The organism is Sanguibacter sp. TS_SC_8, from assembly GCF_055361235.1.
Genome location: NZ_CM143955.1, coordinates 1752658 through 1774924 on the forward strand (window position 1 = coordinate 1752658; position 22267 = coordinate 1774924).

Below are 22267 nucleotides of genomic sequence, written 5' to 3' on the forward strand. Positions count from 1 at the left end.
GCTCATGACCGTCTCCGACCCGGTCCTCACCGACCTCGTGGCCGCGATCGAGGCCGCCCCCGCGGGCCTCGGCGGCGCCCGGCTGGTCTGCGTCGACGGACCGGCCGGTTCGGGCAAGACGACGCTCGCGGCCCAGCTCGCCTGGACGCTCACCGCCCAGGTGGTCCACATGGACGACCTCTACCCGGGGTGGTCGGGCATGGCCGAGGGGGCGGACCTGCTCCGGGAGTGGGTGCTCCTCCCGCTCGCCCGTGGGCTGCCCGGACGCTACCGGCGCTACGACTGGCCGCTCGGGGTCTACGCCGAGCGGCACACCGTGCCCCTGGGGGACTTCCTCGTCGTCGAGGGCTGCAACTCCGCCGCGCTCACGACCGAGGAGTTCGCCCCGTTCATCATCTGGGTCGAGGCCGACGACGACGTGCGCCTCGCCCGCGGCCTGGACCGCGACGGCGCCGACGCGGCCGAGCACTGGACCCGGTGGATGGTCACCGAACGGGAGATCTACGCCGCGCACCGGACCCGCGCCCGGGCGCACGTGCACCTCGATGGCCTCGGCCGCGTGGTCGGCTGACCCGTGGCGGCGGAGCTCAACAAGGCGGTGTCCGAGCCGGCGCCCGAGGCGGTGTCGGAGCCGGCGCCCCGATGGCGGCGTCCCGACCGGGAGTGGTTCGCCCGCCCGGGCCTCGAGGTCGCCCGCGACCTGCTGGGTGCCCGTCTCACCCGTCGTGCCTCGGACGGCGACGTCACCGTGCGGATCACCGAGGTCGAGGCCTACCACGGTGAGCAGGACCCCGGGTCGCACGCCTTCCGTGGCCCCAGCGCCCGCAACCGTGTCATGTTCGAGGAGGCCGGGCGGCTCTACGTCTATCGCCACCTCGGCCTGCACACCTGCATGAACATCGTCTGCGGCCCAGGCGGTGAGGCCGCCGCTGTGCTGCTGCGCGCGGGGGAGGTGGTTGAGGGCGCACCCCTCGCGCGCCGTCGTCGGCTCGCCTCCGGAGCGGTGACCCGGCCCGTGGACCTCGCCCGCGGCCCGGCGCGCCTCACGGTCGCGCTCGGCGTGACCATGGCCTACTACGGTCTGGACCTGACCGGCCCGGAGACCGATGTGGTCCTCGAGGTGCCTGTGCCTGTGCCCGTGCCGTCGCCGGGCGGGGGGATCAGCTCCGGCCCCCGGGTGGGGGTCTCCGGGGCGGGCGGCGACGGCGCGCTCTTCCCGTGGCGGCTGTGGATCACCGGCGACCCGGCTGTCTCGGCGTACCGGGCGCCCGCACCGCGGCGCTCACGATCTGACCCGCGTTCTCGCTGATCGCCGCGACACGGCAGACTAGGGGAGCGCCGTTCGTGGCGCGCGAACCGAAGGAGCAGCAGTGAGCAACGTTCTTGATGAACTCACCTGGCGCGGGTTGGTTGCACAGACCACCGACGTCGAGGCTTTGCGTGAGGCTCTGGAGAACGGTCCGATCACGTACTACTGCGGCTTCGACCCGACCGCGCCGAGCCTGCACCACGGACACCTCGTCCAGCTCATCCTGCTGCGTCACCTCCAGCTCGCCGGGCACACCCCGATCGCCCTCGTGGGAGGCGCGACCGGGCTGATCGGCGACCCGCGGATGTCGGGGGAGCGGGTGCTCAACTCCAAGGAGACCGTCGCCGACTGGGTGGAGCGGCTGCAGGCCCAGATCGCGCCGTTCCTGTCCTTCGAGGGGGAGAACGCCGCCCGTCTGGTGAACAACCTCGACTGGACCGGGGAGCTCTCCGCGATCGACTTCCTGCGGGACATCGGCAAGCACTTCCGGCTGGGGACCATGCTCGCCAAGGAGACGGTCGCTCGTCGCCTGTCGAGCGAGGAAGGGCTGTCCTTCACCGAGTTCAGCTACCAGATCCTGCAAGGCATGGACTTCCTCGAGCTCAACCGCCGGCACGGGTGCACGCTGCAGACCGGCGGCAACGATCAGTGGGGCAATCTGCTGGCCGGCGTCGAGCTGATCCGCAAGTCGGACAAGGTCGCGGTGCACGCCATGACGACCCCGCTGATCACCAAGGCGGACGGCACCAAGTTCGGCAAGACCGAGGGCGGCGCCGTGTGGCTCGCCCCGGACATGATGAGCCCGTACGCCTTCTACCAGTACTGGATCAACGCCGCCGACGCCGACGTCGTGGGCTGGCTCAAGACGTTCACCTTCCGCACCCGGGAGGAGATCGCACAGATCGAGACCTCGGTCGTGGAGCGCCCGCAGGCCCGCGAGGCGCAGCGGATCCTCGCCGGCGACGTGACGACGTTGGTGCACGGAGAACGGGCGACCGCGCAGGCGATCGCCGCGAGCTCGGCGCTCTTCGGTCGCGGGGAGCTGGCTGACCTGGACCCCGAGACGATCGAGGCCGCAGTGGCCGAGCTGCCCTCCACGGAGGGTGGGGTGGGGACCGCGATCATCGACGCGATGATCAGCAGCGGTCTGGTCGCCTCGAAGGCCGCCGCCCGGCGAGCCGTTACCGAGGGCGGCGCCTACGTCAACAACGTCAAGGTGACAGCAGAGGACGCGGTGCTCACCGCCGACGATCTGCTCGGCGGCCGCTTCGCTGTCCTGCGGCGTGGCAAGAAGACACTCGCCGTGGTGCGGGTGGCGCAGCAGTAGCTGGCAGGTGATGGCCCGTCTTCCCTGGGAGGGCGGGCCGTCTCTGTGTGCTGGCAGTGTGGTCGCGGTCACGTGGTGCGGGTTTGACGTGCACGGCTTGGCGGCCGTACTGTTCTGGAAGTCAGCCCGACAGGGAGGCACAGACACCACTGCGAAGCTCGTGAGAGCCGCCGCGAAGTGGCTGGTCCCGGGGTTGGTTTCCTACGCTGCAGGTGCTTGGTGAGCTGGTCTCGCCGGGTGGAGTAGTGTGGGGCTTCTGGTTCAGACCGGGGTGCGGATTGCTTGGAAGAGCGGTTCGGACGCGAGGGTGGATCGGGTAGGCTTGAACGGCCCGCTGATGGCGGTTGACTGGCTCGGAAACGGGGTGGTTGACGGGCTAGGCGTGGATCGGATAGGCTAGAGAGGTTGCCCCAAGAGAAGGACCGAAGGGTCTGGAAGTGGTGCGCGTCCGCTCCTTGAGAACTCAACAGTGTGCTTAATAGTCAATGCCAAGACCCCTTGTCTGGTGTTGATCGGTCGGGCCATCAGGTCTGGTTGGTTGACGTGCAGCAAGGTTTATTTGGTATGAATTGAAAACGCAAGTTTTCGGTTTGTAGCCTTGATTAATCAGGTGCCTCTTTGCAGGGGTGCTTGCTTCGTATGGTTGTTAACTTCTCTTCGGAGGGGTTGATATCAAACATTTACGGAGAGTTTGATCCTGGCTCAGGACGAACGCTGGCGGCGTGCTTAACACATGCAAGTCGAACGGTGATGGGGGAGCTTGCTCTTCTTGATCAGTGGCGAACGGGTGAGTAACACGTGAGTAACCTGCCCTTGACTCTGGGATAAGCGTTGGAAACGACGTCTAATACCGGATATGAGATGCGACCGCATGGTCTGTGTCTGGAAAGTTTTTCGGTCAAGGATGGACTCGCGGCCTATCAGCTTGTTGGTGAGGTAATGGCTCACCAAGGCGTCGACGGGTAGCCGGCCTGAGAGGGCGACCGGCCACACTGGGACTGAGACACGGCCCAGACTCCTACGGGAGGCAGCAGTGGGGAATATTGCACAATGGGCGAAAGCCTGATGCAGCGACGCCGCGTGAGGGATGAAGGCCTTCGGGTTGTAAACCTCTTTCAGTAGGGAAGAAGCGAAAGTGACGGTACCTGCAGAAGAAGCACCGGCTAACTACGTGCCAGCAGCCGCGGTAATACGTAGGGTGCAAGCGTTGTCCGGAATTATTGGGCGTAAAGAGCTCGTAGGCGGTTTGTCGCGTCTGGTGTGAAAACTCAAGGCTCAACCTTGAGCTTGCATCGGGTACGGGCAGACTAGAGTGTGGTAGGGGTGACTGGAATTCCTGGTGTAGCGGTGGAATGCGCAGATATCAGGAGGAACACCGATGGCGAAGGCAGGTCACTGGGCCACTACTGACGCTGAGGAGCGAAAGCATGGGGAGCGAACAGGATTAGATACCCTGGTAGTCCATGCCGTAAACGTTGGGCACTAGGTGTGGGGCTCATTCCACGAGTTCCGCGCCGCAGCTAACGCATTAAGTGCCCCGCCTGGGGAGTACGGCCGCAAGGCTAAAACTCAAAGGAATTGACGGGGGCCCGCACAAGCGGCGGAGCATGCGGATTAATTCGATGCAACGCGAAGAACCTTACCAAGGCTTGACATACACCGGAATCATGCAGAGATGTGTGCGTCTTCGGACTGGTGTACAGGTGGTGCATGGTTGTCGTCAGCTCGTGTCGTGAGATGTTGGGTTAAGTCCCGCAACGAGCGCAACCCTCGTCCTATGTTGCCAGCACGTTATGGTGGGGACTCATAGGAGACTGCCGGGGTCAACTCGGAGGAAGGTGGGGATGACGTCAAATCATCATGCCCCTTATGTCTTGGGCTTCACGCATGCTACAATGGCCGGTACAAAGGGCTGCGATACCGCGAGGTGGAGCGAATCCCAAAAAGCCGGTCTCAGTTCGGATTGGGGTCTGCAACTCGACCCCATGAAGTCGGAGTCGCTAGTAATCGCAGATCAGCAACGCTGCGGTGAATACGTTCCCGGGCCTTGTACACACCGCCCGTCAAGTCACGAAAGTCGGTAACACCCGAAGCCGGTGGCCTAACCCCTTGTGGGATGGAGCCGTCGAAGGTGGGATTGGCGATTGGGACTAAGTCGTAACAAGGTAGCCGTACCGGAAGGTGCGGCTGGATCACCTCCTTTCTAAGGAGCTACATGCTGGCGCTGTTCGGGGACTACCCCGAAAGTGGTCAGGTGGCCACGTCCACTCTCCGAATGAGGGGGTGGGTGGTTGCTCACGGGTGGAACATTGACTATGGATGCCGGCAGCGCCGGTCATGGAAGTACGTCGCCCCCTTCGGGGAGCGGGTGGAACCTGTGGCCAGTGAGGTGGGTGGACGCAAGCACACTGTTGGGTCCTGAAGGTACGGGCGCCGAAAGGCGAACGAACTTCAGGCAGCCCTGGTCTCATCGACCGGGGTTGCTGCACGCGGGTCACCGTGATCCATCCGAACCGCATGCCCCTGGGGTGTGTAGGCGGTGGTGTTCGGTGGGATCGTCCGTAGCTTGAGAACTGCACAGTGGACGCGAGCATCTTTGCGATCAAGGACTTACGAGTCTTTGTTCTGCAATTTAGTGATATTAAGTTTTTAAGGGCACAGGGTGGATGCCTTGGCACTAGGAGCCGATGAAGGACGTAGTAGCCTGCGATAAGCCTCGGGGAGTTGGCAAACGAACCGTGATCCGAGGATTTCCGAATGGGGAAACCCAGCTGGAGTTATGTCCAGTTACCCGCATCTGAATATATAGGGTGTGTGGAGGGAACGTCGGGAAGTGAAACATCTCAGTACCGACAGGAAGAGATATTCCGTGAGTAGTGGCGAGCGAAAGCGGATGAGGCCAAACCGTTCATGTGTGATACCCGGCAGGGGTTGCATGGGCGGGGTTGTGGGACCTTTCAGATTGTTCTGCCGAACTTTCAGGGAGTCAGAAAGCCGCGTTATAGTCGAAGGGCATTGAAAGGCCCGGCGTAGAGGGTGTGACCCCCGTAGACGAAATGACGTGGCCTCCCGAAGGGGATCCCAAGTAGCACGGGGCCCGAGAAATCCCGTGTGAATCCGTGAAGACCACTTCATAAGCCTAAATACTACCTAGTGACCGATAGCGGACAAGTACCGTGAGGGAAAGGTGAAAAGTACCCCGGGAGGGGAGTGAAATAGTACCTGAAACCGTGTGCCTACAATCCGTTGGAGCCTCCCTAGCAGGGGTGACAGCGTGCCTTTTGAAGAATGAGCCTGCGAGTTAGTGCTCAGTGGCGAGGTTAACCCGTGTGGGGAAGCCGTAGCGAAAGCGAGTCTTAATAGGGCGAATGAGTCGCTGGGTCTAGACCCGAAGCGAAGTGATCTACCCATGGGCAGGTTGAAGCGCGGGTAAGACCGCGTGGAGGACCGAACCCACCTAGGTTGAAAACTGGGGGGATGACCTGTGGGTAGGGGTGAAAGGCCAATCAAACTTCGTGATAGCTGGTTCTCCCCGAAATGCATTTAGGTGCAGCGTCACGTGTTTCTTGCCGGAGGTAGAGCTACTGGATGGCCGATGGGCCCCAAAAGGTTACTGACGCCAGCCAAACTCCGAATGCCGGTAAGTGAGAGCGTGGCAGTGAGACTGTGGGGGATAAGCTCCATAGTCGAGAGGGAAACAGCCCAGACCACCAGCTAAGGCCCCTAAGCGTATGCTAAGTGGGAAAGGATGTGGAGTTGCACAGACAACCAGGAGGTTGGCTTAGAAGCAGCCACCCTTGAAAGAGTGCGTAATAGCTCACTGGTCAAGTGATTCCGCGCCGACAATGTAGCGGGGCTCAAGTATACCGCCGAAGCTGTGGCATTCACATAATAACCAGGCCTTCGTGGTCCAGGTGTGTGGATGGGTAGGGGAGCGTCGTGTGGCCAGTGAAGTCGCGGGGGAACCCAGCGGTGGAGGCTACACGAGTGAGAATGCAGGCATGAGTAGCGAATGACGGGTGAGAAACCCGTCCGCCGAATGATCAAGGGTTCCAGGGCCAGGCTAATCCGCCCTGGGTAAGTCGGGACCTAAGGCGAGGCCGACAGGCGTAGTCGATGGACAAGGAGTTGATATTCTCCTACCGGCGAAGAACCGCCCATACCGAATCTGGTGATGCTAAGTGCCCAAGCCTGGTCCGCACGCCCTTCGGGGCCGAGGACTCAGGGGAGCGCACGACCCGAGCTGGTAGTAGGTAAGCGCATTAACAGGGGTGACGCAGGAAGGTAGCCCAGCGTGGCGATGGTTGTCCACGTCCAAGGTTGTAGGGAGAACAGTAGGCAAATCCGCTGTTCACATATCCTGAGAACTGATGGTGAGTCCGTATGGACGATGATTGGGTGATCCTATGCTGCCAAGAAAAGCCTCGGCGCGAGGTTCTAGCCGCCCGTACCCTAAACCGACTCAGGTGATCAGGTAGAGAATACTAAGGCGATCGAGAGAATCATGGTTAAGGAACTCGGCAAAATGCCCCCGTAACTTCGGGAGAAGGGGGGCCCGGAGCGTGTACCCACTTGCTGGGGAAGCGTGCAAGGGCCGCAGAGACCAGGGAGAAGCGACTGTTTACTAAAAACACAGGTCCGTGCGAAGTCGCAAGACGATGTATACGGACTGACGCCTGCCCGGTGCTGGAAGGTTAAGAGGACGGGTTAGCACTTGTGCGAAGCTCAGAATTTAAGCCCCAGTAAACGGCGGTGGTAACTATAACCATCCTAAGGTAGCGAAATTCCTTGTCGGGTAAGTTCCGACCTGCACGAATGGCGTAACGACTTCTCCGCTGTCTCAACCGTGAACTCGGCGAAATTGCACTACGAGTAAAGATGCTCGTTACGCGCAGCAGGACGGAAAGACCCCGGGACCTTTACTATAGTTTGGTATTGGTGTTCGGTGCGGCTTGTGTAGGATAGGTGGGAGACTATGAAGCATGCACGCCAGTGTGTGTGGAGTCAACGTTGAAATACCACTCTGGTCGCTCTGGATATCTAACCTCGGTCCGTAATCCGGATCAGGGACAGTGCCTGATGGGTAGTTTAACTGGGGCGGTTGCCTCCTAAAATGTAACGGAGGCGCTCAAAGGTTCCCTCAGCCTGGTTGGCAATCAGGTGTCGAGTGCAAGTGCACAAGGGAGCTTGACTGTGAGACTGACAAGTCGAGCAGGGACGAAAGTCGGAACTAGTGATCCGGCGGTGGCTTGTGGAAGCGCCGTCGCTCAACGGATAAAAGGTACCCCGGGGATAACAGGCTGATCTTGCCCAAGAGTCCATATCGACGGCATGGTTTGGCACCTCGATGTCGGCTCGTCGCATCCTGGGGCTGGAGTAGGTCCCAAGGGTTGGGCTGTTCGCCCATTAAAGCGGTACGCGAGCTGGGTTTAGAACGTCGTGAGACAGTTCGGTCCCTATCCGCTGCGCGCGCAGGAAACTTGAGAAGGGCTGTCCCTAGTACGAGAGGACCGGGACGGACGAACCTCTGGTGTGCCAGTTGTTCCGCCAGGAGCACGGCTGGTTGGCTACGTTCGGAAGAGATAACCGCTGAAAGCATCTAAGCGGGAAGCTTGCTTCAAGATGAGGTTTCCACGGGATTCGTCCCGAGAGGCTCCCAGAAGACCACTGGGTAGATAGGCCGGATGTGGAAGAAGGGACGAAAGACCTTCGGAGCTGACCGGTACTAATAAGCCGATAACTTGATAACACTCAAATTTTGTGTGCTACGCGTCCACTGTGCAGTTCTTAGGGTACGGCCGTGAGTTCCCGGTCGAAAAACCTAATAGAGTTACGGCAGTCATAGCGTGAGGGAAACGCCCGGTCCCATTCCGAACCCGGAAGCTAAGCCTCACTGCGCCGATGGTACTGCACGGGTGACTGTGTGGGAGAGTAGGTCGCTGCCGGACAACCATTCAACGAAAGCCCACCCCTCAAAAGGTGGGCTTTCGTTCGTTTCGCGGCATGACATCCATCCAGGTGGTCCACCAGCAGGCTTCGCGTCTCGCGAAGACCGTGGGGGCCTCGGGTGATGAGCACCCGTCCCAGTGGTGCGATGATAGACAGGCAAGACCAACTTGAAGAGGGAGTACACGTGAGCGACGACCAAGACCGCCCGAGCACAAGCCGAGGCCGCGACGGCGGTAACGCTGGAGGCAACGCTCGACGCGGTGGCAGCGACGCAGGACGTGGAAACTCAGGAGGCGGCCGCGACGGCGCCTCGAGTGCCGGCCGTCCCGACCGCGGCTCAAGCGATCGTTCTTACGGCGACCGATCCGGAGCTCCGCGCTCGTCCGCTCCGCGTGACGACCGTGGCCCCCGCCGCGATGACCGTCCCTACGGTGAGCGCCAGGCCTACAACCGCGACGACCGCTCAGGAGCTGCGCGTTCCTCTGCGCCGCGTTCGTCGGCTCCGCGTGATGACCGTGGACCCCGTCGGGACGACCGTCCCTATGGTGAGCGTCCTGCGTACAACCGTGACGACCGTTCCTCTGCGCCGCGTTCGTCGGCTCCGCGTGATGACCGTGGTCCGCGCCGCGATGACCGCCCTTACGGTGAGCGCCCGGCGTACAACCGTGACGACCGCTCGTCTGCACCCCGTTCCTCGGCTCCGCGTGATGACCGTGGGCCGCGCCGCGATGACCGTCCCTATGGTGAGCGTCCTGCGTACAACCGTGACGACCGCTCTTCCGCTCCGCGTGACGACCGCTCGTCTGCACCCCGTTCCTCGGCTCCGCGTGATGACCGTGGACCGCGCCGTGACGACCGTCCCTATGGTGAGCGTCCTGCGTACAACCGTGACGACCGCTCGTCTGCGCCCCGTTCCTCGGCTCCGCGTGATGACCGTGGCCCGCGCCGGGACGACCGTCCCTACGGTGAGCGTCCCGCGTACAACCGTGACGACCGCTCTTCCGCTCCGCGTTCGTCCGCTCCGCGTGACGACCGCTCGTCTGCACCCCGTTCCTCGGCTCCGCGTGATGACCGTGGACCGCGCCGCGATGACCGTCCCTATGGTGAGCGTCCTGCGTACAACCGTGACGACCGCTCGTCCGCGCCCCGTTCCTCGGCTCCGCGTGATGACCGTGGCCCGCGTCGCGAAGACCGTCCCTATGGTGAGCGTCCCGCGTTCAACCGTGACGACCGTTCCTCCGCTCCGCGTTCGTCCGCTCCGCGTGACGACCGCTCTTCCGCGCCCCGTTCCTCGGCTCCGCGTGATGACCGTGGACCGCGCCGGGACGACCGTCCCTATGGTGAGCGTCCCGCGTTCAACCGTGACGACCGTTCCTCCGCTCCGCGTTCGTCCGCTCCGCGTGACGACCGCTCGTCTGCGCCGCGTTCGTCGGCTCCGCGTGATGACCGTGGACCGCGCCGGGACGACCGTCCCTATGGTGAGCGTCCCGCGTTCAACCGTGACGACCGCTCCTCCGCAGCCCGCTCGTCCGCTCCGCGCGACGACCGTGGGCCCCGCCGGGACGACCGGTCGAGCAGCGCCCCCCGCTCGTCTGCCCCCCGTTCCTCGGCTCCGCGTGACGACCGTGGCCCCCGCAGCGCCGAACGCCCCGCGCAGCGTGATGACCGTGCACCCCGGCAGAACAGCCGTGACAGCGCGCCCGTGGGCCGCGGTGAGGAGTCGACTCGCGTCGACGCCCCGACGCTGCCCGAGGGAATCTCGTTCTCCGACCTCGACCGGGACGCCCGCGGTCGTCTTCGGACGCTGACCAAGGACAACGCCGAGGTCGTGGGCCTGCACCTCGTCGCGGCCGGCCAGCTCATGGACATCGATCCCGAGCTCGCCTACCTGCACGCTCAGGAAGCAGTCCGGCGTGCTGGACGCGTCGACATCGTCCGCGAGGCGGCCGGTCTCACGGCGTACAGCACCGGTCGGTTCGCCGAGGCGCTGCGCGAGCTGCGCACCGTGCGTCGGCTCAACGGCTCCTCCGAGCACCTGGCGATCATGGCCGACTGCGAGCGTGGGCTCGAACGCCCCGAGCGCGCGATCGCCCTCGCCGCGTCTCCCGAGGCAGCGACCCTCGACGAGGTGCAGTCGGTCGAGCTGGCCATCGTGGTCAGCGGCGCACGCCTGGACCTCGGCGAGACCGAGGCCGCTGAGGCCGTGCTCGCAGCCATCATGGTGCCCAAGGGCAACCGTGAGCTCGCGGTGCGCGTGATCGAGGCTCGCCTGGGCGTGCTCGAGGCTGCTGGACGCACGGCTGAGGCCGCCGCGCTGCTGGCGACCCTCAGCCCCAAGGAGCGCGCCACGCTCGCTGACCCCGAGATCGATGCCGACGTCGTCGTCTTCGACCTGCAGGACGACGCCGCCGAGGACACCGACAGCGACGACGACACGGCCGCCGACAAAGCCGATGCCGCCTCCGACGAGGATCGCTCCTCGGACGACGACGACGAGACCGATGACGACGACGACACCGACGACGCGACCTCCGTCAGCGCTGGTGACGAGGACGAGGCGTGAGCGCCACGTTGCGCGGTAGCGCCATCCCGCTCGCGCAGGCCTACGACCTGGCGCTGGTGGACCTGGACGGTGTGACCTACAAGGGTCACGAGCCGATCGGGTTCGCCGCCGAAGGTCTGCGGTCTGCGCGGGAGGCCGGACTGCGTCTCGTGTTCGTCACGAACAACGCCTCCCGCGAGCCCGAGTCGGTCTCCGACCAGCTCACCTCGCTCGACATCCCGGCGGTGCCGAGCGAGGTCATGACGGCCGCTCAGGCCTGCGCACGTCTGCTCGGCGACCACGTCGACCCCGGGGCTCGTGTCCTCGTGGTCGGCGGGGCCGGCCTGGTCACCGCGGTGACCGAGGCCGGGTACGTCGTCGTGCAGCCCGGGGGTCCGGTGCCCGACGCGGTGGCGCAGGGATTTGCGCCCAGCCTCGGCTGGGCCGACCTCGCCGAGGCCGCTTACGCGGTCGCCGGCGGCGCCGTGCACGTGGTGAGCAACCTCGACCTGTCGCTACCGACGGCCCGGGGCTTCGCCCCGGGCAACGGCGCGCTGGTCGGTGCGGTCGTCTCGGCGACGGGAGTCCAGCCGTTCAGCGCCGGCAAGCCTTCGCCGGCGATGTACGCGATGGCGATCGAGCGTGCCGGCGCGAGCCGGCCGCTCGTCGTCGGCGACCGGCTCGACACCGACCTGGCCGGCGCCCGCGCCGGTGGCTACCCCGGACTCCACGTCCTGACCGGGGTCAACAGCGCCCGGGACGACATCCTCGCCCACCCCGGTGAACGTCCCGACTTCATCGGAGCGGACCTGCGCAGCCTGCTCGTCCCGCACACCGCCCCCACCGCGACCACCGACGGCTGGTGGGAGTGCGACGGGTCGGCAGCCCGGGTCGTCGAGGGCACCCTCGAGCTGCGCGAAGGACCCGCGGGCGCCGACCCGGTCGACGTCGTGCGCGCCGCCTGCGCCGCCGCCTGGGCCTTCACCGACGCCGGGGGAGTCGTCGACCCGACGACCGTTCCCGACCTCGCGGTGTGACCTGCAGTGTGACCTGCGCTGCGACCTGCGACGGGACCCGTCGCGCGCCGCGCACACCGCGGCCCGCGACGGATCCTGTGTGCGGCACCGGTTCGGTCCTCCGGCGCGGTACCGTGGCGGTCTGACAAGTTTGATCGGCGTGGTCCCACCGCGCCGATGCACGAGGGGATGAGTAGCGTGACACAGACGATGGCGCCGGTTGCCGGCGCTGAGGACCTCACCGAGATCCTCAGCGTTCTCGACACCCTGGACGCGCTGCCGGTCTCCGAGCACGTACCCGTGCTCGAGACGATCCACCGCGCGCTCCAGGTGGCCCTCGAGGAACCGGAGAACGGGTGACCGAGGAACGCGGAGGGACACCTCTCGTGAGCACACAGGCTCCCCAGCACAGACCGACCGGACGCCTCGACGCCGAACTGGTGCGCCGCGGCCTGGCTCGCTCCCGCACGCAGGCTGCCGCCCATCTCAAGGACGGTCGGGTCAGCGTGGACGGCCTGGTGGTCACGCGGTCCTCGACCCCGGTGACCGCAGACTCCGTCCTGACCGTGCAGCCCGACGTCGACGACCCCGGGTTCGTCTCGCGGGCGGCGTTCAAGCTCGACGGGGTGCTCACCGCCCTGGGCGACGGTGCCCCCCCGATCGCCGGCGCGGTCTGCCTGGACGTGGGGGCCTCGACCGGCGGTTTCACCGACGTCCTGCTGCGCCGCGGCGCCCGCACGGTCATCGCCCTGGACGTGGGGCACGACCAGCTCGTGCCGGCGCTCCGCGACGACCCACGCGTCGTCGTCATGGAGAAGTTCAACGCACGCCAGCTGACTGCCGACGACCTCTCGGCGCCGCCGCGGGTGGTCGTCGCCGACGTGTCCTTCATCTCCCTGACGATGATCCTGCCGGCCCTCGTGCGCTCCGTCCCGCCCGAGGCGGACCTGCTCCTCATGGTCAAGCCGCAGTTCGAGGTGGGTCGCGAACGTCTCGGGCGCGGAGGTGTGGTCCGCAGCGACGCGCTGCGGGCCGAGGCGGTGCGGTCGGTCACCATGGCCGCGGCCGCCACCGGCGTCGGTGTCCGGGCGGTGATCCCCAGCCCGTTGCCGGGACCGCACGGCAACCGAGAGTACTTTGTCTGGTTCACCCGGGCAGCCGGACCGATCGCCCCCATGGACGACACGATCGAGCGGGCCGTGGCACACCCGCTCGGCTCGGCGACCGTCGCCCACTGGGCCCACGGGGCCCACGGCACCCGCACGACCGCGACACCAACCCTCGGAGGACGCTCGTGACCCGCAAGATCCTCGTCGTGACCCACGGCGGACGACACGAGGCCATCGTCGGTCTGCGGGAGGCTGTGCCCGAGCTCCGCGCCGCCGGCTTCGACGTCCTGCTCCACGACCACGATCTCGCGACCGAGCTCGGCACCGAGAAGTTCGAGCTCGACGACGCACGCAGCTCCCTCGACGGCACCGAGCTGGTCATGGTCCTCGGCGGCGACGGGACGATCCTGCGCGCGGCGGAGATCACGCACGGCACCCGGGTGCCGTTGTTCGGCGTGAATCTCGGTCACGTCGGCTTCCTCGCCGAGAGCGAGCGGGAGAACTTCCCCGACGCGGTGCGCCGGATCGCCGACCACGACTACGTGGTGGAGGAGCGGGGTGTCCTCGACGTCCTCATCCACGTTCCCGGCCGGGACGAGCCGGTCCACGACTGGGCGCTCAACGAGGCAACCATCGAGAAGGGCGAACGGACCCTGATGATCGAGGTCGCGATCGAGGTCGACGGCCGACCGCTGTCCTCCTTCGGCTGCGACGGGGTGGTCATGGCCACCGCGACCGGGTCGACGGCGCACGCCTTCTCCGGCGGGGGACCGGTCATGTGGCCCGACGTCGACGCGAAGCTCCTCGTCCCGCTCTCCGCCCACGCGCTCTTCGCCCGACCGCTCGTGGTGGGACCTCGCTCGCAGTTCGCGGTCGAGGTGAACACCCGCTCCGGCGCCGGGGGCGTCCTCATCTGCGACGGCCGTCGTCGGACACAGCTGCCGGTCGGCTCACGGGTGGAGGTGCGCACGGGCGCCACGCCGCTGCGGTTCGCCCGGCTCAACCTGGCCCCCTTCACCGACCGGCTGGTGAGCAAGTTCTCCCTCCCGGTCGTCGGATGGCGCGGCGCCGCGGACGACCACCTCCCCGCCGTCGAGCCCACCCCCGAACAGGTCAGGTAGCGCGGTGCTGCTGGAGATGAGCATCGAGAACCTCGGCGTGATCAGCCGCGCCCGAGTGGAGTTCTCACCTGGGCTGACGGCCATCACCGGGGAGACCGGCGCCGGCAAGACGATGATCCTCACCGGGCTGGGGCTGCTCATGGGCGGCAAGTCCGACGCCGCCACGGTGCGCTCGGGCACGGGGTCTGCGGTCGTGGAGGGTCGGGCGCTGGTCGACGTGCCCGGTCTGGCGGAGAAGATCGACGACGCCGGCGGTGTCCTCGACGACGATCTCACCCTCGTGATCCTGCGCACCGTGGCCGCGCAGGGACGGTCCCGCGCCCACCTGGGTGGCCGGTCCGTCCCCCAGGTGGTCCTCGCCGACCTCGCTGAGGACCTCGTGACCATCCACGGCCAGTCCGACCAGATGCGCCTGCGCTCGCCCCAGCGTCAGCGGGAAGCGCTGGACGCCTTCGCCGGCGCGCCGCTGGCCGAGCAGCTGGCCGCCTACCGTGGACGGTGGACCGACCGCACCAAGGCTGCCGCCGAGCTCACCGAGCTCACCGAGCGGGCTCAGGAGCGGGTCCGCGAGGCGGAGCTGCTGCGGCTGGGCCTCGCCGAGGTGGAGCGGGTCGACCCGCTCCCCGGCGAGGACACCGAGCTCGCCCAGGAGGCCGAACGCCTGAGCAACTCCGAAGAGCTGCGGATCTCGGCGCGGGACTCCCTCGCCGCGGTCTCCGGCGACGACCTGGGCGACGTGGCCTCCGAGGTCGACGCGAACGCCATCGAGATCGTCGACCGGGCGCGCCGTCTCGCCGAGCACGGCGGGCAGTTCGACCCGTTGCTGGCCGCCGTGGGCCGCCGGCTCAGCGACGTCGGCTACGCGCTCTCCGACATCGCCGCGGAGCTCTCCGGGTACCTCGCCGCCCTTGACGCCGACCCGGCGCGGCTCGAGACGGTCGAGGCCCGCCGTGCTCAGCTGGGGAACCTGACCCGGTCCTACGGCGCGGACGTCGACGCCGTCATCGCCTGGGCCGGGACCGCAGGACTGCGGTTGGCTGACCTCGAGGATGACGACGGCCGGATCGAGCTGCTGCGCGAGCAGGTCGCCCGGCTCGACGCCGAGCTGGCGGTGCTGGCCGCCGACCTCACTGCGGCGCGCACCGCTGCGGCGGCCTCGCTCGCCGCGGCCGTCACCGAGGAGCTCACCGGCCTGGCGATGGCGGGTGCGACCCTGCTCGTGGAGGTCGACGCCCTCGACGAGCCCGGTCCGTGGGGCGCCGACTCCGTGACTATGCTGCTCAGCGCGCATCGCGGGGGACCACCCCGCCCCCTCGGCAAGGGCGCATCGGGGGGAGAGCTCTCCCGGGTGATGCTCGCCATCGAGGTGGCGCTGGCGACGTCGGACGCCTCCGGGGCCCGCCGGACCCCGACCATGATCTTCGACGAGGTCGACGCGGGAGTGGGCGGCAAAGCCGCCCTGGAGGTCGGGCGCCGACTCGCGCGCCTCGCCCAGACCACCCAGGTGATCGTCGTCACCCACCTCCCGCAGGTTGCTGCCTTCGCCGACACCCAGCTCGTGGTGACGAAGGGCACGTCGGCCCGCGCAGCTGGGGCACCCGGCGACGGCGCAGACGACGAGGACTCCATCACGCAGTCCGGGATCCGGGTGGTCGACGACGCCGACCGGGTCCAGGAGCTCGCCCGGATGCTCTCCGGGCAGGACTCCGAGGTGGCCCTGAGCCACGCGGCGGAGCTGCTGGCACTGGCGGCTGTGAGACCATGAAGGCGATGAAGATCTTCACCAGAAAGACGTCCGCGCACGACTCCGGTGCACTCCTCGAGGGGATCGTGGGCACCGCGAAGGTCGACCGTCGCACCAAGGACCTCACCAAGCGCCTGCGGCCCGGCGACATCGCCGTGATCGACCACCTCGACATCGACCGGGTGGCCGCGGACACGCTGGTGGCCGCTCAGCCGGCGGCCATCCTCAACGCCGCCAAGTCCATCTCGGGGCGCTACCCCAACCTGGGTCCCAGCCTCATTCTCGAGGCCGGCATCCCGCTCATCGACGACCTCGGCGCGGACATCATGTCCATCCGCGAGGGCAAGTCGCTGCGGGTGCAGGACGGCGCGGTCTACCTGGGCACCACCCTCGTCGCCGAGGGGATCGTCCAGGACACCGAGACGGTCGGCCTCGCCCTCGAGGACGCCCGCGAGGGCCTGTCCGCCCAGCTGGAGTCGTTCGCGGCCAACACCATGGACTACCTGCTGCGCGAGAAGGACCTGCTGCTCGACGGCGTCGGCGTCCCGGAGATCAGCACGAAGATCACCGGACGCCAGGTGCTCATCGTCGTGCGCGGGTACCACTACAAGGAGGACCTGCAGACGCTGCGGCCCTACATCAAGGAGTACCGCCCGCTCCTCATCGGCGTCGACGGCGGTGCCGACGCGATCATCGAAGCCGGCTGGACGCCCGACCTCATCGTCGGCGACATGGACTCCGTCTCGGACAAGACGCTGCGGTGCGGCGCTGAGATCGTCGTGCACGCCTACCGCGACGGACGGGCCCCGGGCCAGGAGCGCGTGCAGGCCCTCAACGTGCCCTTCGTCGTGTTCCCCGCGGCCGGGACGAGCGAGGACATCGCGATGCTGCTCGCCGACGACATGGGAGCCGAGGTCATCGTCGCGGTCGGCACGCACGCCACGCTCGTGGAGTTCCTGGACAAGGGCCGGGCCGGGATGGCCAGCACCTTCCTGACCCGGTTGCGGGTCGGCGGCAAGCTCGTCGACGCGAAGGGGGTGTCCCGGCTGTACCGGCGCCGGATCTCCAACGCCCAGCTCATCCTCCTGGCCACGGCGGGGCTCGTCGCGGTGTTCGCCGCGATCGTCTCGACCTCGGTCGGGCAGACGTTCCTCGGTCTCCTGGGTGCCCGGCTCGACGACCTCTGGTCGTGGCTCTACCACCTCGCGTGGTGGACGTCATGACCGCTGCGACGTCGCCCACCCTCCTCGCCCCGTCTCAGAAAGTTCGCCTCCAGTGATCGACTTCCGGTACCACATCGTCTCTCTCATCTCGGTCTTCCTCGCCCTGGCCGTGGGGATCATCCTGGGGGCCGGGCCGCTCAAGGAGTCCATCGGCGACCAGCTCACCGGGCAGGTCGACGCGTTGCGAGCCGACAAGGACACGCTGCGGGCCGAGCTGGACGGCGCGCAGGCTGCGCTGACCGACACGGAGTCCTTCGTCGCCGCAACTGCCCCGTCCCTGCTCGAGGGGGTGCTGCCCGAGCGGCGGATCGCGATCATCCAGCTGGGCGAGATCGACGACGCGGTCTACGACAGCGTGCAGCAGCAGATCCTGGCCGCCGGCGCGACCGTCACCGCCCGGGTCCAGGTCACCGATGCCTGGACCGACCCCGACCAGGCCGACACCCGGCAGTCCTACGCGACCTCGCTCACCGAGTACCTGGACGACCCGGCGGCCGCCGAGGGCTTCGACTCGACCCTCGCCCAGGTCCTCGTCGACTCCCTCGCGGAGGCCGACCCCGCCAACCCCGATGCCTTCCCCTCCGACGCCAGCTTCGTCCGGGCGATCCTCGTGGACGGCGGTCTCGTCGAGGTCATCACCGACCCGTCGGCCCCGGCTGACGCCTTCGTCTTCCTCACCCCGACGCTGGACGTCCCCGAGGACGACGATGCGACGGCCGACGCCGCTGCGGCGACGTCCGTGATCGAGATCAAGCTCGTGGTGGCCGCTCAGGCAGGGTCGGAAGGCGCCGTCGTGGCCGGGACCGCGCCGGTGGAGGGTGACCTCGTCTCCGCGATCCGCGACGACTCCGCCCTCACCTCCACGGTGACCACGGTCACCGACATGTCGACGATCACCGGAGCCGTCAACGTCCCGCTGGCGCTGGCAGCACGGATCGGTGGCCAGGTCGGTCAGTTCGGCTTCGGTGCCGGTGCGACCGCCCCGGTTCCCCCGGCGGTCGAGCTCGCGCCGATCACCCGCGCCCCCGTCGAGACCGTCCCGCCCGTCGAGGGCGACGCGGGATGACCCTGCGACACCGGGTCGCGGCCGGGGTCGTCTCTGCGGGGGCGACCGCCGCGACGCGGGCTGTGCTCGAGGCGACCACGCCCGGGGGAGCCCCGGCGTGGACCCGGCGCAACCACCGCGGTGAACCGATCAGCCTGCTCGAGGGCCCCGCGGCCGTCGTCGGCCTCGTGGCCGGCGTCCTCGCCGGAGCACGAGGGCGACCCGGCCTCGGGCGACGGGAGGCGGTCGCACAGGTGGTGGCCGTCGTCGGCGCCGGGGCCTTCGGGATCTACGACGACCTCGCCGAGGACACGAGCTCGCGGTCCAAGGGCCTGCGCGGGCACCTGACCGCGGCGCGGCACGGCGAGCTGACGACCGGCGGTCTGAAGGTCCTCGGGATCGGCGGCACGGCACTCCTCGCCGCCGCGATCGGCTCCGACCGCACGGCATCCGTGCCGGTGCGGGTCCTGGACATCACGCTCGACGGCGCGCTGGTCGCCGCGTCCGCCAACCTCGTCAACCTCCTCGACCTGCGCCCCGGACGTGCGCTCAAGGCCAGCGCCCTCGCCGCCGCGGCGATGACCGTGGCCGGCCTGGGCCCCGCCCCCGCGGCGGTGCTCGGCACGAGCCTCGCGTCGGCGCGCGCGGACCTCGCCGAGGCGGACATGCTCGGTGACGGCGGCGCCAACGCCCTCGGCGCGCTGCTCGGCGCCACCCTCACCCTCGGCGCCCCCCGGCCGGTCCGCGCCGCCGCGCTCGTCGTCCTGGTCGCCCTGACCGTCGCGAGCGAGAAGGTGAGCTTCTCCCGGGTCATCGCGGACACGCCGTGTCTCGCCGCGGTGGACGCGTGGGGGCGGCGCACGCCCTCGGCGACGGACAGCGCACCGGAGTGAGGGCCCGGCTGATCGCCGCGACCCAGACCTTTGCCGGCGCGGCGATCATGATCACGGCCGTGACGATCCTCAGCCGGCTGCTCGGGTTCGGGCGCTGGCTCGTGCAGGCCAGGGAGCTCGGCACCGGCGGCGTCGCCGCGTCGTACGCGGCCGCGAACGTCCTGCCCAACGTCCTGTTCGAGGTGGCCGCCGGGGGAGCCCTGGCCGGCGCCGTCGTGCCCCTGCTGGCCGGGCCGCTGCTGCGCAAGGCGCGCATCGAGGTCAACGACATCGCCTCGGCGCTGCTGACCTGGGCGGTCGTCGTCCTCGTCCCGCTGGCCCTGGTGCTCGCCGTCCTCGCCCGACCGATCGTGGGCCTGCTGCCTGCGGTGGGGAGCGGCCCGCAGGCCGACATCGCCGCGTACTTCCTCGTGGTCTTCGCCGTGCAGATCCCGCTCTACGGCATCGGGGTGGTGCTCTCGGGGGTGCTGCAGGCCAACCGCCGGTTCTTCTGGCCCGCTGCGGTGCCGATGTTCTCCTCCCTCGTCGTCATCGCCGCCTACCTCGTCTTCGGCCGGCTGGCCGACGGCCACCAGGGCGACCCCGAGCAGCTCTCGAACGCCGCGCTCGGCTGGCTCGCGTGGGGCACCACGGCCGGTGTGGCGGCCATGAGCCTGCCGCTGTTCGTCCCGGCCCTGCGCACCGGCGTGCGGCTGCGCCCGGCCCTGAGGTTCCCCCCGGGGGTCGGTGCCCGAGCGCGCCGGCTGGCCTTCGCCGGCATCGGGGCTCTCGTCGCCCAGCAGGTGTCCGTGCTCGCGGTGCTCTACGCGGCGATGGAGCACGGAGGCGAGGCAGCGTACAACATCTACCAGTACTCCCAGGCCGTCTACGTGCTGCCCTACGCCGTGCTGGCGGTCCCGCTCGCCACGAGCGCCTTCCCGCGGCTGGCCGCGCGGGCGGACGCGGGCGACACCCCCGGCTTCGCCCGGATCAGCGCCATGTCGACCCGCGCCGTGCTCGCCGTCTCGGGGGTGGGCGCCGCAGCGCTCGTCGCCGTGGCCCCGGCCGTGGAGTCCTTCTTCGCCAGCTTCACCACCGGCGGCGTGGAGGGGATGGCCACCTCGATCGCCTGGTCGGCGCCCGGGCTGGTGGGCTTCGCGCTGCTGTTCCACCTGTCCAGGACGCTCTACTCGCTCGACGGCGGCCGCTCCGCCGTGATCGGTGCCGCCGCCGGCTGGGCGGTCGTCTCGGTGCTCGCCGTCGCGTTGCCCGCCCTGCTCACCGGCGCGACCGTCGACCCCGTCGTCACCCTTGCCGCGATCGGTGCGGCGAACTCGGCCGGCATGGGCGTGGCCGGCGTCGTCCTGCTCGTGGCCCTGCGCCGGCGGGCGGGTGCCGACGCGATCGGCGGTGTCGGGCGGACCGCCGCGGTGCTCGCGGTGGGCGGCGCAGCCGGAGCCGCGGTGGGCCACCTCGTGTGCACGACCCTGCTCCCGAGCGACGCGTCGCTCATGGTCGCCCTCGCGACCGGGGTCGCTGCAGCGCTGGTCGCCCTGGTCGTGGTGGGCGCCGCTCTCGGGGTCGGGGACCGGACCCTGCTCGGCCTCGTGCGGCGGGGCGGGGCACCGGAGGGGGCTCCGGTGCCCGACGGCGGCTCCGACACCAGGTCCGACACCAGGTCCGACGCCAGCTCTGCGGCCACCTCCGACGCCCGTCCGAAGGCCGCCACCACACCCAAGGACGACACAGAGGGACACAACCGATGACTGAGCTGCACGGACCCGACCGACCGACCCGGATCCTGCAGGTCCTCGGCTCGAGCGCCGGGGGAGTGGCCCGCCATGTCGGCCAGATCTCCGCTGCGCTCAGCGAGACCGGTGACGGGGCCGTCGAGGTGGTCGTGGCCGGTCCAGACGCCGTGCGCGCACTCGTCACCGGGCCCCGGGTCGGCTTCACCGCGGTCGAGATCACCGACCGACCGCGGACCACCGACGTGGGCGCCGTCCGGACGCTGCGCCGGCTCGCGGCGGCCTGCGACGTGCTGCACGCGCACGGGTTGCGCGCCGGCGCCCTCGCGGTGCTCGCTGCGCGGACCCTGCCCCGGCGGTCCCGCCCCCGCAGCATCGTCACCCTGCACAACCTCCCGGTGGGCGCACGGTCCGTGCGGGCCGTCTCCGCGGTGCTCGAGACCATCGTGAGCCGCGGTGCGGACGAGGTCCTCGGGGTGAGCGGTGACCTCGTCGACCTGGCCCGACACCGCGGCGCGCGCCACGCCCAACGGGCGCTGGTCCCCGCGCCGCTGCCCGCGCCGTCGGGCACCACAGACACGAGCACCACAGACACGAGCACCACAGACACGAGCACGACAGACACGACAGGCGAGACCGGCACCGCAGGCACCGCGGCGGTCCGTGCGGGGCTGGGGTTGGAGGCCGAGGAGCGGCTGCTCGTCACGGTCGGCCGGCTCGCCCCGCAGAAGGGGCTCGACACGCTCTGCGAGGCGGCGTCCGAGCTGCTCGTGGTCGCCCCCGGGCTGCGCTTCGTGTGGGTCGTCGCCGGTGACGGCCCGCTCGCGGACACCGTCCGCGAGGACGCCACCCGCCGCGCGGTCCCTGTCCGGCTGCTCGGGGCGCGCACCGACGCGGTGGACCTCATGGGCGCCGCGGACGTCGTCGTGAGCACCGCGGTGTGGGAGGGGCAGCCGCTCGCCGTCCAGGAGGCGCTGCGCGTCGGGGCGGCCGTGGTGGCCACCGACGCCGGGGGGACCCGGGAGGTGACCGGCGACGCAGCAGCGCTCGTGCCGGTCGGGGACGCCCGGGCGATCGCGACCGAGATCGCGGCGCTGCTGGGTGACCCCCGCGCCCTGGGCCGGCGCCGTGAGCAGGCGGCGAGGCGCGCCGCGGAGCTGCCCACCATCGACGACGTCGTGAGTAGTCTGTCTCACATCTACCGGCTGGCCTCGGACCCCGATCCACGGGCGTTCGACTGATAGAGTGGAACCCCGTGGCAG

At 68.5% G+C, this 22267-nt stretch carries 14 protein-coding genes and 3 rRNA genes; all 17 read left to right on the plus strand.

Features of this window, described 5'->3' with window-relative positions:
* The first annotated feature begins 4 nt into the window (after window positions 1–4).
* The 17 genes from ACWA15_RS07940 to ACWA15_RS08020 all read left to right on the plus strand — a co-directional run bounded on the left by ACWA15_RS07940 (window position 5) and on the right by ACWA15_RS08020 (window position 22246).
* Window positions 5–571 carry a nucleoside/nucleotide kinase family protein gene (locus ACWA15_RS07940; RefSeq protein ID WP_464059038.1) on the plus strand — a complete coding sequence of 189 codons (567 nt, stop codon included), beginning with the start codon at window positions 5–7 and terminating at the stop codon, window positions 569–571.
* 51 nt (window positions 572–622) lie between these two features.
* A complete protein-coding gene (locus ACWA15_RS07945) occupies window positions 623–1309 on the plus strand; it encodes a DNA-3-methyladenine glycosylase (RefSeq protein WP_464059452.1) in 687 nt (228 codons plus the stop codon).
* 61 nt (window positions 1310–1370) lie between these two features.
* Window positions 1371–2636 carry a tyrosine--tRNA ligase gene (gene tyrS, locus ACWA15_RS07950; protein ID WP_464059040.1) on the plus strand — a complete coding sequence of 422 codons (1266 nt, stop codon included), beginning with the start codon at window positions 1371–1373 and terminating at the stop codon, window positions 2634–2636.
* A 679-nt stretch (window positions 2637–3315) separates the two neighbouring features.
* A 16S ribosomal RNA gene (locus ACWA15_RS07955) occupies window positions 3316–4839 on the plus strand.
* Between the two features lie 436 nt (window positions 4840–5275).
* Window positions 5276–8385, plus strand: a 23S ribosomal RNA gene (locus ACWA15_RS07960).
* 82 nt (window positions 8386–8467) lie between these two features.
* A 5S ribosomal RNA gene (gene rrf / locus ACWA15_RS07965) occupies window positions 8468–8584 on the plus strand.
* Together the 16S, 23S and 5S rRNA genes form the textbook arrangement of a ribosomal RNA operon.
* Before the next feature lie 1703 nt (window positions 8585–10287).
* Window positions 10288–11148 carry a hypothetical protein gene (locus tag ACWA15_RS07970; RefSeq protein ID WP_464059042.1) on the plus strand — a complete coding sequence of 287 codons (861 nt, stop codon included), beginning with the start codon at window positions 10288–10290 and terminating at the stop codon, window positions 11146–11148.
* Window positions 11145–12164 (plus strand): HAD-IIA family hydrolase, encoded by a 1020-nt coding sequence (locus tag ACWA15_RS07975; RefSeq protein ID WP_464059043.1) that lies wholly within the window; start codon window positions 11145–11147, stop codon window positions 12162–12164. The genes ACWA15_RS07970 and ACWA15_RS07975 overlap by 4 nt, the downstream gene beginning before the upstream one ends.
* Before the next feature lie 177 nt (window positions 12165–12341).
* Window positions 12342–12503: a hypothetical protein gene (locus ACWA15_RS07980; protein WP_464059044.1), complete on the plus strand. Its 162-nt coding sequence runs from the start codon at window positions 12342–12344 to the stop codon at window positions 12501–12503.
* 26 nt (window positions 12504–12529) lie between these two features.
* On the plus strand, window positions 12530–13441 hold the full coding sequence (locus tag ACWA15_RS07985; RefSeq protein ID WP_464059046.1) for a TlyA family RNA methyltransferase: 912 nt from the start codon (window positions 12530–12532) through the stop codon (window positions 13439–13441).
* Entirely contained in the window at window positions 13438–14373 is a 936-nt protein-coding gene (locus ACWA15_RS07990) for an NAD kinase (RefSeq protein WP_464059047.1), read from the plus strand. The genes ACWA15_RS07985 and ACWA15_RS07990 overlap by 4 nt, the downstream gene beginning before the upstream one ends.
* A 16-nt stretch (window positions 14374–14389) precedes the next feature.
* Window positions 14390–16138: a DNA repair protein RecN gene (gene recN / locus ACWA15_RS07995; RefSeq protein ID WP_464059049.1), complete on the plus strand. Its 1749-nt coding sequence runs from the start codon at window positions 14390–14392 to the stop codon at window positions 16136–16138.
* 5 nt (window positions 16139–16143) lie between these two features.
* On the plus strand, window positions 16144–17340 hold the full coding sequence (gene steA / locus ACWA15_RS08000; protein ID WP_464059051.1) for a putative cytokinetic ring protein SteA: 1197 nt from the start codon (window positions 16144–16146) through the stop codon (window positions 17338–17340).
* Window positions 17341–17392: 52 nt separating this feature from the next.
* Window positions 17393–18406 carry a copper transporter gene (locus ACWA15_RS08005; RefSeq protein WP_464059053.1) on the plus strand — a complete coding sequence of 338 codons (1014 nt, stop codon included), beginning with the start codon at window positions 17393–17395 and terminating at the stop codon, window positions 18404–18406.
* A complete protein-coding gene (locus ACWA15_RS08010; protein WP_464059055.1) occupies window positions 18403–19278 on the plus strand; it encodes a hypothetical protein in 876 nt (291 codons plus the stop codon). Before ACWA15_RS08005 ends, ACWA15_RS08010 begins: the two co-directional genes overlap by 4 nt.
* Window positions 19212–21023 (plus strand): murein biosynthesis integral membrane protein MurJ, encoded by a 1812-nt coding sequence (murJ, locus tag ACWA15_RS08015; protein ID WP_464059056.1) that lies wholly within the window; start codon window positions 19212–19214, stop codon window positions 21021–21023. The genes ACWA15_RS08010 and murJ overlap by 67 nt, the downstream gene beginning before the upstream one ends.
* Window positions 21020–22246: a glycosyltransferase family 4 protein gene (locus ACWA15_RS08020; protein WP_464059057.1), complete on the plus strand. Its 1227-nt coding sequence runs from the start codon at window positions 21020–21022 to the stop codon at window positions 22244–22246. Before murJ ends, ACWA15_RS08020 begins: the two co-directional genes overlap by 4 nt.
* Window positions 22247–22267 lie beyond the last annotated feature (21 nt).